Source organism: Microcystis sp. LE19-131.1A, assembly GCF_027532015.1.
Classification (GTDB): Bacteria; Cyanobacteriota; Cyanobacteriia; order Cyanobacteriales; family Microcystaceae; genus Microcystis; species Microcystis ichthyoblabe_A.
Genome location: NZ_JAPZSS010000237.1, coordinates 1 through 11,530, shown reverse-complemented (window position 1 = coordinate 11,530; position 11,530 = coordinate 1). Strand labels below are relative to the sequence as shown.

Genomic DNA, 11,530 nt, shown 5'->3' with positions numbered 1-11,530 from the left:
GGCGTTTCGTGGTTTTGGGGGCGGTGATTTTAGGCGCGATTTTAACCCCTTCCACAGATCCTCTCACCCAATCCCTGTTAGCAGGGGCGGTCTTGGGTCTATACTTTGGGGGCATTGGGGTGGTGAAATTAACGGGACGTTAGCAGTTTTTTGATAAAATTTGACGGCTGAAAACCAATTAAGCCAGAAAGCTAGAGATTGATTCTAGATTGAGTAACAAGGGACTTGCGTATTAATAAATTACCATCTAGACTAGAGAAGCAACTTGTTACTCCCACTCTCAACTATGGTAACTGAACTGACTGAAAAAATCAAATCAAGCTTGAAAGATGCGGCAAAAAAGCTGACAGGTTTTAAGAAAAGGGCTTTTATGGCGCAAGTAACTATAGACTATTTTAACTCTTCGCCGCGCTGGGCTGAAACAGAATTGGGATGGTCTAGGCAGGCAATAGCAACGGGATTGAAAGAGCTAGAAACTGGAATTATTTGTGTTGATAATTATCGTGCTAGGGGGAGAAAAAAAACGGAGGAACTGCTACCAAACTTAGAGGCAGACATCAAAAGTTTAGTGGAGATGTACTCGCAAGCAGACCATAAATTTCAATCAACTTTTGCCTTTACTAAAATCAGTGCCAGAGCCATAAGAGAGGCATTAAAAGAAGAAAAAGGCTATCGAGATGAACAATTGCCCTCTCGTCAAACCATTGGAGATATTTTGAATCGAATGGGCTATAGTTTAAAAAAACACAAAAAATAAAACCGCTCAAAAAAAACCCAGAAACCGAGGCAATTTTTGCCAACGTAGCTTAAGCCAATCAAGCCGCTGACAACCAGACTAAATCCTTGAGAATTTCCTTGGATAGCAAAGCTAAAGTTAAGATAGGCAATTTGTCTCGTCAGGGTAAAGCCCGCTATCTCGAGCCATTAAAAGCTGATAATCATGATAGGGAATGGAGGGCTGTTTTAGTCCCTTTAGGAATTCTAGATGTGAGGGGAGAACGCCTGTCTATTTATTTCGGTCAATCGGCTGAAACCTCAGATTTTGTAGTAGATTGTTTAGAGTTGCGGTGGCAAGAAAATCAAGCAATCTATCCAGGGTTAGAAGAATTAGTCATTGATTTAGATGGAGGAGCCGCCACTCGCAGCAACCGCACTCAATTTATCAAAAGAATGGTAGAATTTGCCTGAAAAACCCAATGGCAAATACGGCTCATCTATTACCCGCAAATGCCATAGTAAATATAATCCCATTGAAAGGTGTTGGGCAGTCTTAGAGAACTATTGGAATGGGGCAATTTTAGATTCAATTGATGCGGCTCTTAATTCGGCTTCTAACATGACTTGGAAGGGGATAAAACCTCTAGTAAATTTGGTAGAAGGAACTTATGAAAAAGGGGTGAAGGTTTTGGCTAAAGAACTAGAACAATTGCAACCTTTCAACGCAGCGTTCTGAAACTTTGCCCAAATGGGATGTGACGGTTCTGCCCTCCTAGCTGGCATCTTATTTTTACGCAAGTCCCCAAAGTGAAATATTTTTTCTTAACGGCAGGCTGGACAATAGGACGGGTGTGGGAATTTGGTGGTTTGTGGGACAATGCGAGTAGTTGGCGACGACCACCACAGATAGAGCGATTAAATATCGGTATTTTAGAGGGAGAACAGGTTTTATGGCTTTATAAGGTGGAAGAAGCTGTGATTATGGTGGAAGTTGCCCCCAAGAGTGCAGAAATTGCCGATGCTGTCCCCACTATCGGGCAAGTGGTGCTAAAACGCTTGATTAGTGCCGAACAAGTCCTCGAAATCCTGCAAAATGCCGAAGAACTGCTGAGGAAGTAATTAGGGTTTGCTGAATAATGGTAAAACCCTTTTTAGATAAGGCTTTTGACCTGTTAAAATCCGATGTTCATGCTGCGAAAATAGGATTGGAACCTTCAAAAACCTTGCATTATCCTTCTTGCAGTACATAAACTGGTACAAGAAAAGGGGGCAACAAAGCCTGAAACTCCTGCCTCACAGCCTCGGATCATTCTGCCTGACCCTATTCTAGGCCTTTTTTGGAAAAAATTAATTAATAATTATTCTCAATTATTTGAGAAGATTACTCTAGCTGCGATCCAAGATTCATGCTGAAAAGCCTTGATTTTCAAAGGCTAAACCGGCTAAAAATACTAATGTATCAAAGGATACCGAGCAACTGTAACAATTCTTAACTTGACTTTATTGAGAATTATTCTAGACTAAGACTTAAAGCTTATTGCATATTATTATCAATAAGCTTGGTTCTATTTTCGTTAAAAGATGCCATGCAGACCTACGACAATCCTCAGATCAAGTACGACTGGTGGGCAGGAAATGCCCGTTTTGCCGATAAATCAGGCTTATTTATCGTTGCCCACGTTGCCCAAGCTGCTTTAATCGCTTTTTGGGCAGGAGCCTTCACCTTATTTGAAATTTCCCAGTATCGCCCCGATATAGCCATGGCAGAACAGGGCTTAATTTTACTGCCGCACCTGGCCACTTTAGGCTTTGGAGTCGGAGAAAAGGGGCAAATCATCGATATCTATCCCTTTTTCGTGATTGGCTCAATTCATCTGATTTCTTCGGCAGTTTTGGGAGCAGGAGCCTTATTTCACCTGTTAAGAGTCCCAGAAACCCTGAAAGATTCCTCTGGTCCGGGGAAAAAATTCCATTTCGATTGGAGTGAACCCCGACAATTAGGAGTTATTCTCGGTCATCACCTGCTCTTTTTAGGTATAGCTGCATTATTATTAGTGGCCAAAGCTATGTACTGGGGGGGATTATACGACGCAACTATCGGCGCTGTCCGAGTCGTTAGTGAACCAACCCTCGATCCTTGGGTTATCTATGGCTATCAAACCCACTTTGCTACTGTGGACAATCTCGAAGATTTAGTCGGTGGTCATATCTACGTCGGTTTAATGTTAATTGGGGGCGGTATCTGGCATATTATCGTTCCCCCGCTCAAATGGGCGAGAAATGTGCTGATTTTCTCTGGAGAAGCCATTTTATCCTATTCTTTGGGCGGAATTGCCCTAGCTGGTTTCGTGGCCGCCTATTTCTGTGGGGTAAATACCCTCGCTTATCCAGTCGAATTTTACGGGCCAATTTTAGAAGTGAAGTTAGGAATTGCTCCCTACTTTGCCGACACGGTGAAATTGCCCTTCGGAGTGCATACGGCGCGTTGTTGGTTAGCTAATGCCCACTTTTTCCTCGCTTTCTTCTTTTTACAAGGTCATCTCTGGCACGCTTTACGCGCGATGGGTTTTGACTTTAAACGAGTAGAAAAAGCCTTAAATGCGATAGAAGCCTAGTTTTTTCAAGGAAGATTAGGATAAATTATCGATTTTCCTAATTTTCCCCGCTGATCAATCTTTCTAACTGTCCCTTATGCCTTACTGTGCCTGTTGTAACACCAAATTGCTGCATCACATTGGACGCTCTCGCTCTTATTGGTACTGTAGTTCTTGCCGGCAGGAAATGCCAGTTTCAGAGAGAGAAAACTGTAATCAGGGGCTTTATTCCCTATCAAGGATAATTAAGAGTTAAACTCACTTATTTCGCAACAAGGACAAATTTTATGGCAAAAATTGGCTTATTTTTTGGCACGCAAACCGGCAAAACCGAAACGGTGGCGGAAATGATTCAGAAAGAATTTGGAGGTGAGGCAATTGTAGAATTACACGATATCTCCTCCGCTTCTACCGAGGATTTTGCCCCCTACGATGCCCTGATTATCGGTTGTCCCACCTGGAATATCGGCGAATTACAAAGCGATTGGGAGGGTTTTTACGATGAATTGGATGACATTGATTTCGCCTCCAAAAAGGTCGCTTACTTTGGGATGGGGGATCAAATCGGTTATGCGGACAACTTTCAGGATGCCCTGGGGATACTGGAAGAAAAAATCGCCTCCCTGGGGGGTAAAACCGTCGGTTACTGGCCCACAGACGGTTACGACTTTAACGAGTCAAAAGCCTTAAAAAATGGCAAATTTGTCGGTTTAGCCCTGGATGAAGACAACCAATCCGATTTAACTGAACAACGGATCAAAACTTGGGTCGCAGGACTTAAGCGCGAATTTGGCGTTTAGTTGGCCATCAGGAGACAGGAGACAGGAGACAGCTTTTTTCTCCCATCTCCCCATCCCCTATCCCCCATCTCCCCATTCCCTATCTCCTTGATTATTATGTCTCGATTACCTGATGCAGTTTGGATTAATGTTAACCCCAGTTTTCGCCGTTTTGATCGCCTGGTGTTGGATTGTTTAGCCCGGGAAGTTGCGATCGCTGATTGGCAATACTGTCAATCTCTTGATGAGCCAGCTTCTCTTGATATTGCCTTGGTATTACTACAAGATTACCTGAAACAATGCGATCGACCGCTGCATTTAGTCGGCCACGGCACGGGGGGATTAGTAGGATTACTGTATGCGCGTCGTTATCCAGAAAGGGTAAAATCCTTAACTTTGCTCTCTGTGGGAGTCTATCCGGCAATCGATTGGCAAGCTCATTATTATGTGCTATCAAAATTACTGCCTTGTTCTCGTCAAACTCTGCTCAATCAATCGGTTCACAATCTTTTTGGTCATCAATCCTGCGCTTTAACCCAAGAATATCGCTATCTCTTGGAAGAGGATTTATTGTTGTCCCTTTCTCCCCATAATCTCTATCAGAATGCCCATTTCCCCCCGGGGACAGTTCCCGTACCCCTGTTAGTCTGTGGGGGAGATATCGATACGGTAATTGATCGGCATTTATTGCAGGGATGGCAACCCTGGTTAAAGTCAGGCGATCGCATTTGGAGTTGTCACAAAGGGCGTTATTTTTTCCACTATTCCCACCCCTACAGCGTCAGTCAAGAGATTTTTAGTTTCTGGCGATCTCTAGTTCCACAGGAATTTCTTTCTGAGCAAACTGTAATTATTCCTTAATTGACAAAAATCGAGATTTATGTTAAGGCTAATACCGCTCTTTTGTCCGATCGCAATCTGGATAACGCTGCTGTTCTTTTTTACTGCTCTTTTTCTTGCTGTTGCCCAAGGGCGCCGGCAGTTGCAAAAGCTGCATCGAATTCCCTGTAGTCGCTGTGTTTTTTGTACCGGAGATTATCGCTTGAAATGTGCGGTGCATCCAATGCGTGCCTTTTCGGAAGAGGCGATCGATTGTCGGGATTTTGAGCGAGAAATTCAGGAAAATCAGAAAATGGGTTTCTTGAAGAAACCTGTTTTCTCAGTTTCTTTTCTCGTCATCATAACCTGGATTCTGGCTGTTAAGTTGAGAATATCGTCGATAATACCTGCTTTTTAAAGTAGGGAGACTTCCAGTTTGAGCGGTAAGCTATCAGCGTTGAGCTTGCCGCTAGAGGATTTGAGCGCATTTTTCTCTCAGACATCAGCCCTCCTCTGCTAAGATGATAATCATTATCATTTTAGCTGGCAATGGTCAATCAGATTAAGTCCCCCCGAGCAGAAAGCTCCGTTATCGAAGAAGATTCGCAAAAAATCGTAAAAATACGCCATACTTGCGCCCATATCTTAGCGATGGCTGTACAAACTCTCTTTCCTGAAACCAAAGTCGCTATTGGTCCCTGGACAGAAACGGGATTTTACTACGATTTTGATCGCCCAACACCCTTTACCCCCGAAGATTTGGAGAAAATAGCGGCAGAAATGGGGCGAATTATCGGGAAAAACCTGCCAATTATCCGAGAAGTGCTGGAAAGAAGCGAAATTACCGCAGAAATCGAGCGCCTTAATCAACCCTACAAAAAGTTAATTTTAGAGAGAATTCCCCCAGATGAAACCATTACCCGTTATTTTATCGGTAGTCCGGACGCAGGACGGAGCGATCGAGAACCCTCGTTAATTGATGGCGCTGTTTCTCCCCCGGAAGAATTTTGGTGGGATCTGTGTGCGGGACCCCATCTCAACTCGACGGGGGAAATTAACCCCGATGCTTTCGTCTTGGAGAGTGTAGCGGGTGCTTATTGGCAAGGAGATGAAAAACAGCCGCAATTACAGCGAATTTACGGCACAGCTTGGCAAACCCCCGCAGAATTACAAAATTATCTCCAACAAAAAGAAGAAGCGCAGCGACGAGATCATCGCAAATTGGGACAACAATTAAAATTATTTAGCATCCAAGAAGATGCCGGTGGCGGTTTAGTTTTTTGGCATCCCCGGGGTGCAACAATGCGTTATTTAATCGAAGATTATTGGCGCCAAGCTCATTTAGAAGCGGGTTATCAATTTCTTTATACTCCCCATCTAGCTAATTTAGATCTGTGGAAAACTTCTGGACATTGGGACTTTTATCGCGACAATATGTTTGAGGCGATCGAGTTAGAACAGCAAAGCTATCAAATTAAGCCGATGAATTGTCCTTTTCATGTTTTAACCTATCAAAATGACCTGCATTCCTATCGAGAATTTCCCCTAAGATGGGCAGAATTAGGCACAGTTTATCGTTACGAGCGCTCGGGGGTTTTACACGGATTAATGCGGGTGCGAGGTTTTACCCAAGATGATGCTCATATTTTCTGTTTACCCGAACAAATTGCCGCAGAGATTCTAGGAGTTTTGAACTTAACCGAGAAAATTCTCTCCGATTTTGGCTTTACTAATTATCAGATAAATTTATCGACTCGCCCCAGTAAATCCGTGGGTAGCGATAGTGTTTGGGAATTGGCAACGGCGGCTCTAATTGAGGCCTTAAATGCTAAAAAGTGGGATTATATTGAGGATCAGGGAGGTGGGGCTTTTTATGGTCCCAAAATTGATATAAAAATTCAAGATGCGATCGGTAGAATGTGGCAATGTTCCACGATTCAGGTCGATTTTAACTTGCCAGAACGCTTTGATATGCAATATGTCGCTAGGGATGGTACTCGGGAAAGACCGATTATGATTCATCGAGCTATTTTTGGCTCTTTGGAAAGATTTTTTGGTATTTTAATCGAGAATTATGCGGGAGATTTTCCTCTCTGGTTAGCACCTATTCAAGTCCGTTTATTACCCGTTAGTGATGAACAGCAGCATTATGCTTTAGAGATAGCAGTGCAGTTAAAACAAGCTGGTTATCGAGTGGAAATCGATAAAAGTGGTGAGCGTTTAGGCAAACAAATTCGTACAGGAGAACTAGAAAAAATCCCTGTCTTAGCTGTGATTGGAAAACGAGAAGTTAGCAGTAAAACTCTAAGTGTTCGCACTCGACAAGGGGGTGATTTAGGTTCGATGACGCTGGCAGATTTATTAGAAAAAATGCAAACGGCGATCCTATCTAAAACTAATCTCTGAAGCTTTTGTATAAACCGGCAATAGTGGATATCGATCCCTTCCAGACGAATTTAACAGGGTTGAGAAAAGCCTATTTTCTGCCAATTAATTAACTTACAAGTGGGTTAGCTGCCATGAGTTCTTTGATAATTCCCCTCTCCGATTCCCTCCCTTGCTTGCCTAAATCAGGAATGCCTGTGACGATTATTACTGGTTTTTTAGGGAGTGGAAAAACCACCTTACTCAATCATATTCTTGACAATAAAGAAGGGTTAAAAGTTGCCGTCTTAGTCAATGAGTTTGGGGATATTAATATTGATTCTCAATTGCTTGTTTCCATCGATGAAGATATGGTAGAATTGAGTAATGGCTGTATTTGTTGTACGATTAATGATAGTTTAATTGAGACAGTCTATCAGGTCTTAGAAAAAGAAATACCCGTGGACTATCTAATTATTGAAACCACAGGATTAGCCGATCCTTTGCCAATTATCCTCACTTTCCTAGCCACGGAGTTAAAATATCTGACTCGCTTAGATTCTATTATTACCCTCGTGGATTCTGAAACCTTTACTGCCGATCATTTTGATAGTAATATTGCCCTTAGTCAAATTCGTTATGGTGACGTGGTAATTCTCAATAAAATAGATAGAGTCAGTTCCAAGAAATTAGATGATTTAGAAAAGTTTATTCGTCGAGAAAAAGAGGGTATAAGACTCCTAAAAAGTAGTTATGGTCAGGTTCCTTTGGGTTTATTGTTAGATCTAGTTTTAACTAAAGAAGAATTGTATAAAGTCCAGTTGAGAGACTTTCAAAAAAATCGCCAAAGCTCCAGTGATAATCAATCTCCTGAAGACTTTAATTTTGTCTCCTTTGTTAGCGATAAACCATTTAATCTAGATAAATTTGAACCTTTTCTCACGGAAAAAATGCCGATAAATGTTTTTCGAGCTAAAGGGATTCTCTGGTTTCAACAAAGCGATTTAAAACATATTTTTCAATTGAGCGGTCTTCGTTACGATCTGCAAGCGGTAGAATGGGATACATCTCCTCAGAATCAGTTAGTTTTTATCGGCAGAAATTTAAATAAAGAGGAAATCTTGACACAACTAAACGAATGCTTGGCTAGTTCTCAAAAAATTAAAAAGCACAAACTATGAATAGACCTCTTGCAGAAATCAAAAATCGTTGTCAGGGTTAGGAGTCAGGAGCCAGTAGTCAGTAGTCAGGAGAATTAAGAATGAATAATAATCAATTAAATGGTCTATTTACAGATTTTATGCCATTTAATCCTTATTTTTGTCGTTTTTGAACTCTCAAAAATTAATTATGCAAGAACTCTAATAATTTATGGATAAAAACTTTAAAATTTAACGAACCCTCGATCCAATGGTTTACATCTCTTTGTTCTCTAAGTTCATTATCGCAAACCCTTGCACTTTACGGAAGCGGCGATCGATTAAGGGAACAATTAAAAACGAGGGGAATTATCTTAGTTGATTTACCCGATGGACAAAGCCAATGGTATCCTAGAGAAAAGAGCCATAACCATGATTAATATCCCAAGAAACCGCCAATTTTTCCCAAAATAACCTTACTAAGTCTAGAGGATTGGTTAAGGAAGATTACTTGCCCCAATCTGACTTATGCTAGAATGATTATCATTACCACAATAAAGAAGGAGCAAAATGATTATCGTGGTGACGGGGGGTATAGCTGCGGGAAAAACCCATTGGATTCGCCAACAAATCGCCCAAAGCAAGCAGCCAAGTCTATATTTTAGTCCCCAGACGGAAACTTTTCCCATTGATCATCTCACTTTACAGAGTGACTTTCCCCAGTTGTCCTCTATTTCCAGGGAAGAAGAAGACCTTTTGAGCAGTTTATCCATGGAAAACACGATCTATATGGAAGTACCATGGCATTTAGACACGCAATCCCTCGAAAGCTTTCTAAAACCCCTCAATTGTCATCGGGTAGCGATTACGTCTCCAGACGGAGAAATCCCCGAAGGACAAGTTCCCGTCGATGAAATAGTCATCAGTCCCGTCAAAACAACCATAAAAGGTGATCAATGGTTAAAAAAACGAGAAATACAGATTTATAGAGCCGTTTTAACGGGAGAAATCCTCGATTTTTCCAGTTTAACCACCTTTTGGACAGAATTAACCCAAGGGGCCTATGGGGAAGTGCTGCGGGTTAAAAGTATCTTCGATATCATCGACGGTCAGTGTATTTATGGGGAATTTATGGATGAATGGCCAGAAAAAGACTTTCAAAGCTTAAATTTCCCCTTAAATCTCGATGGGAGACCGAATCGCTTCAGTGGGATTGAAATCGTCGGTCGCAATCTCGATAAACCGACAATTGCCGATACCCTGAGTGATTGTTGTCTGTCCGATGAGGCACTTTTTTATTATCAACAACAATTTCAAGAATCTTTAGAGCCAGAAATGGAGTTAATCTGATGAAAATAGCCGTTTTATCCTGTATTCATGGCAATATGCCCGCTTTTAATGCTGTTTTGGAAGATTTAGACCAACAGGGTTGTCAAGAAATCTACTGTTTAGGGGATTTAGTTGGGTACGGACCCCATCCTAACCAAGTGGTGGAAAAAATCCGTCAACTGGGGATTACCACGGTACAAGGGTGTTGGGATGAGGATATCGTTGAGGGATTAAATGCCTGTGAGTGCAGTTATCCGTCGCTTTTAGCAGAAAAACGCGGTAGATTAGCTCATGAGTGGACAAATCAAATAATCACCCCAGAAAACCGTAATTATTTGTCAAAACTGCCCGAAATTTTTAAGCTAGATCACCTCTGTTTTGTCCATGGTAGTCCCCAAAGTAACCATGAGTATCTTTTAGCCGAAATGGACGCTTTTACGGCTTTAGAACGGGTTTTATCGGTAGATACAGAGGTTTTATTCTGTGGACATACCCACATCCCCTACATTCGCACTCTCGACGCGGGAAGCTTGCAAATAAAAGTGTATCAACCCGATGGGGAACAGTCGCGGCAATTTACCACACCGGTTAAACGTATCATCAACGTGGGATCGGTGGGAGAACCGCGTCACGGTCGTCCAAATGCCACCTATGTGATTTACGATCGAGAAACGGCAGCGGTACAACTGCGAGAAGTGGCCTATAACTATCAGGAAACCTGTCAGGCTATTTTAGCATCGGGTTTACCTCCTATTTTCGCTTGGCGATTGGCTAAGGGTCTAGAATATGCGGAAAAAGCCGATGATCCGACTCATGTTTGCGAACGTTAATTTGTGATAACTCAAGAAATTATGTGGGCAATTTTAAGCGGTATTCAAGGCAATTTACCAGCCTATCAAGCGGTCTTAGCAGATATTCAGCAACGGTCAGTTACTGTAGAAAATTTATATATTTTAGGAGATTTTATCGGTGTTAATCCCGATAGTGAAATGCTGGTAGAACAAATACGTTATCCCACTAAAAATAACTTATATCCGCAGGTTTGTCGGGGATGGTGGGAAGAACAATGTCTGATTTTACACAGTTTGGGAGCAACAGGAGAACCGACGGAATTAATTGATAAACATGGAATTGACAGCACTAAACAACTCTGGGACGCAGTTTCTTTAGAAACGGTGCAATGGTTACGAAATCTCGATTTTGGTTTTGTCGAGTTGGATTGTTTATTAATTCATGGCAGCACTGTCAGTGTTAGTGAAGAATTAACCCCCGATACTCCCCCATGGCAAATTTTAGATCGACTGCAACGGGTGGGAGTTAATAATCTATTTTGTGGTCGTGCAGGAAAAGTTTTTGATTATTCTTTACAGTCCGCTAATTTAACTAGCACTGTTACTACTTTAGATAAACGGCAACCAAGTCAAACTTTGACGATTCAAGATAAGCGTTTAATTGGGGTTGGTAGCGTTGGTAAAGAATTAAATAAAGCAGTTTACACTCTCTATAATCCTAGTAATAATTGCGTGGAGTTTAGAACCGTACCTTATTAATCCATGAAAGATTAATTAAATATTCAAGATTAATTTAAGTAGGTAGGTGTTAAAAATTATCAAACACCCCCCTTATCAAGGGGGGATTTATCTTCAATTTAATTAGGGCTTGCTGAAAAAGTAAGGGGGCAGCAGGAGAAAGATAATTGATTATTCAAGCCGATTGAGAAGATAAGTTTTTGTTGAGATAATTCAGAGAAAATATAACTTTTATTAATAGCAAAGGGGAGAAAACAGGA

General features: G+C 41.6%; 13 protein-coding genes and 1 pseudogene. All 14 read left to right on the top strand.

Features of this window, described 5'->3' with window-relative positions:
* A pseudogene (locus O9323_RS17370) lies at nt 1–143 on the top strand (twin-arginine translocase subunit TatC); the annotation flags it as partial.
* Nucleotides 144–286: 143 nt separating this feature from the next.
* Complete coding sequence (locus O9323_RS17365) at nt 287–757, top strand: ISAzo13-like element transposase-related protein (RefSeq protein WP_149107249.1); 471 nt, start codon at nt 287–289, stop codon at nt 755–757.
* 98 nt (nt 758–855) lie between these two features.
* On the top strand, nt 856–1,188 hold the full coding sequence (locus tag O9323_RS17360; RefSeq protein WP_288125477.1) for an ISAzo13-like element transposase-related protein: 333 nt from the start codon (nt 856–858) through the stop codon (nt 1,186–1,188).
* Nucleotides 1,181–1,453, top strand: coding sequence for an ISAzo13-like element transposase-related protein (locus tag O9323_RS17355; protein WP_002752036.1), 273 nt, complete (start codon nt 1,181–1,183; stop codon nt 1,451–1,453). The genes O9323_RS17360 and O9323_RS17355 overlap by 8 nt, the downstream gene beginning before the upstream one ends.
* 71 nt (nt 1,454–1,524) lie before the next feature.
* A complete protein-coding gene (locus O9323_RS17350; protein ID WP_002752039.1) occupies nt 1,525–1,836 on the top strand; it encodes a hypothetical protein in 312 nt (103 codons plus the stop codon).
* A gap of 467 nt (nt 1,837–2,303) precedes the next feature.
* Nucleotides 2,304–3,332, top strand: a complete 1,029-nt coding sequence (locus O9323_RS17345; RefSeq protein ID WP_002742255.1) for a chlorophyll a/b binding light-harvesting protein — start codon at nt 2,304–2,306, stop codon at nt 3,330–3,332.
* Between the two features lie 266 nt (nt 3,333–3,598).
* Nucleotides 3,599–4,111, top strand: a complete 513-nt coding sequence (gene fldA, locus O9323_RS17340) for a flavodoxin FldA (RefSeq protein WP_024969509.1) — start codon at nt 3,599–3,601, stop codon at nt 4,109–4,111.
* A 96-nt stretch (nt 4,112–4,207) separates the two neighbouring features.
* Nucleotides 4,208–4,951 carry an alpha/beta hydrolase gene (locus O9323_RS17335; protein WP_043997222.1) on the top strand — a complete coding sequence of 248 codons (744 nt, stop codon included), beginning with the start codon at nt 4,208–4,210 and terminating at the stop codon, nt 4,949–4,951.
* A gap of 19 nt (nt 4,952–4,970) precedes the next feature.
* Nucleotides 4,971–5,327: a hypothetical protein gene (locus tag O9323_RS17330; RefSeq protein WP_002736022.1), complete on the top strand. Its 357-nt coding sequence runs from the start codon at nt 4,971–4,973 to the stop codon at nt 5,325–5,327.
* Between the two features lie 131 nt (nt 5,328–5,458).
* Entirely contained in the window at nt 5,459–7,315 is a 1,857-nt protein-coding gene (thrS, locus tag O9323_RS17325; RefSeq protein ID WP_288125476.1) for a threonine--tRNA ligase, read from the top strand.
* 113 nt (nt 7,316–7,428) lie between these two features.
* Nucleotides 7,429–8,454, top strand: coding sequence for a CobW family GTP-binding protein (locus O9323_RS17320; RefSeq protein WP_002752953.1), 1,026 nt, complete (start codon nt 7,429–7,431; stop codon nt 8,452–8,454).
* A 528-nt stretch (nt 8,455–8,982) separates the two neighbouring features.
* Nucleotides 8,983–9,762, top strand: coding sequence for a hypothetical protein (locus tag O9323_RS17315; RefSeq protein WP_016515941.1), 780 nt, complete (start codon nt 8,983–8,985; stop codon nt 9,760–9,762).
* Nucleotides 9,762–10,571 carry a metallophosphoesterase family protein gene (locus O9323_RS17310; RefSeq protein WP_024970229.1) on the top strand — a complete coding sequence of 270 codons (810 nt, stop codon included), beginning with the start codon at nt 9,762–9,764 and terminating at the stop codon, nt 10,569–10,571. Before O9323_RS17315 ends, O9323_RS17310 begins: the two co-directional genes overlap by 1 nt.
* Before the next feature lie 21 nt (nt 10,572–10,592).
* The gene (locus O9323_RS17305; protein ID WP_288125478.1) at nt 10,593–11,291 is read left to right on the top strand and encodes a metallophosphoesterase family protein; all 699 of its coding nucleotides are present in this window, start codon (nt 10,593–10,595) and stop codon (nt 11,289–11,291) included.
* Nucleotides 11,292–11,530 lie beyond the last annotated feature (239 nt).